At 39.9% G+C, this 1,470-nt stretch carries 1 protein-coding gene; it reads right to left on the bottom strand.

The window, feature by feature from the left end:
• Positions 1-1,366, bottom strand: a 1,366-nt coding sequence (gene msr(E), locus FTV48_RS14745) for an ABC-F type ribosomal protection protein Msr(E) (RefSeq protein WP_180000774.1), incomplete at its 3' end; no start/stop codon positions are given.
• Between the last annotated feature and the right edge of the window lie 104 nt (positions 1,367-1,470).

The following is a 1,470-nucleotide window of genomic DNA, read 5'->3' as shown; positions in this document are numbered from 1 at the left end:
CTGCATAGGACTTCATCATTGTTTCTAATGCGGCAATACTTTTTAGGTCAAGATAGTTTCCTGGTTCATCCATAAGCAAAATATTATATTTTCCTAAAAGCATTTTGGATAAAAGCAGTTTGATGATTTCACCTCCCGATAAGTCGGATAAGTTTTTTTGAATATCATTCGCTCCGATCCCCATTGAAGCCAATACTGCACGAATTTCCGCAACTGTGTACTCGCACTCTTCCTGCATAAAGGAGAGCACAGATTTATGCGTGTTAAATTTATATCCTGTTTGTGTAAAGTAGCCAATTTCAGCTTTTGGAGATATGGTTAATCCATCAGCACGTTCTGATATCATTTTTAACAAGGACGTTTTCCCTGTTCCATTCGATCCAGTTATAGCGACTTTAGCGCCAAGCGGTATTATAAAGTTAGCGTCATCAAAGATAGTACGGCTACCAAATTTTAAGCTCAGACCATCTGCCGTAATCGGGAACTTATTGTGCAGTTCTAGGGCTGAACTTTGACGAAAACGAATAGAACGCAAATGCTCTGGTGCTTGAATATCTTCTAATGCAGCCAAACGCTTTTCCATACTCTTAGCTGCCTGATACAGTTTTCTTTGCTTGGTGCCAGTCATTTTTGCATGCCCAAGTCGTCCAGCACTTTCGGTAGAGTTTTTGGATTTTTCTCCTTTTTTCTTATTGTCTAATCGATTAGCTTGCTGGCGTTTTTCTTGCACAGCAGATTCTAATCGCTCCCGTTCCTTCATCATCAGCTCATATTCTACGGCTTGGTGTTGTCGCTCTTCTTCTTTTTGACGCAAGTAATCCGAGTAACCACCCCAATATTCCGTAATTTTACCGTCTTTTAACTCCCATATCTTGTCTACAACCATATCAAGAAAATATCGGTCATGACTGATAACAAGTAATGCTCCATCAAATGCTTTAAGTTGACCAATAAGTAGATCTATTCCATTGAGATCAAGGTGGCTGGTTGGTTCATCCGCTAGAATGCCATGTACTTGTTGGGAAAATGCGGCAGCAATTTTTGCACGAGTTTCCTCTCCGCCACTCATTGTGTCGTTTTGTACATTGGAAACACCAAGGCGAGATAACATTGCCCGGTCTTCGACCGTTTCTATTTCGATTCCGCCCAGTTGGCTGATATGTGCAAAATCACCAAAACGCTGTAATGTCGCTTCGGCTAAAACAATTTCGCCATTAAGTACTTTGAGTAAACTACTCTTTCCTGCTCCGTTATCACCCACAAGACCAATACGGTCATAAGAGTGAATTTCCAATTCATCAATATCCAAAACATCACGCCCAGCATAATCCAAGCGTATGTTTCTCGCTTTAATAATTAAACTCATTTTTATTTACTCCTGTTTAGCTCTTGAAATTTTTTATGCAGCAAACAGGATTTAGGTGAAAACAAAAGCTAGCATCACAGTGTCCTCCCAAAAAAAAAGCTATT

It is taken from the genome of Acinetobacter sp. YH18001, assembly GCF_013416975.1.
Lineage (GTDB): Bacteria > Pseudomonadota > Gammaproteobacteria > Pseudomonadales > Moraxellaceae > Acinetobacter > Acinetobacter pseudolwoffii.
This window is presented reverse-complemented; position numbering and strand designations above follow the sequence as displayed.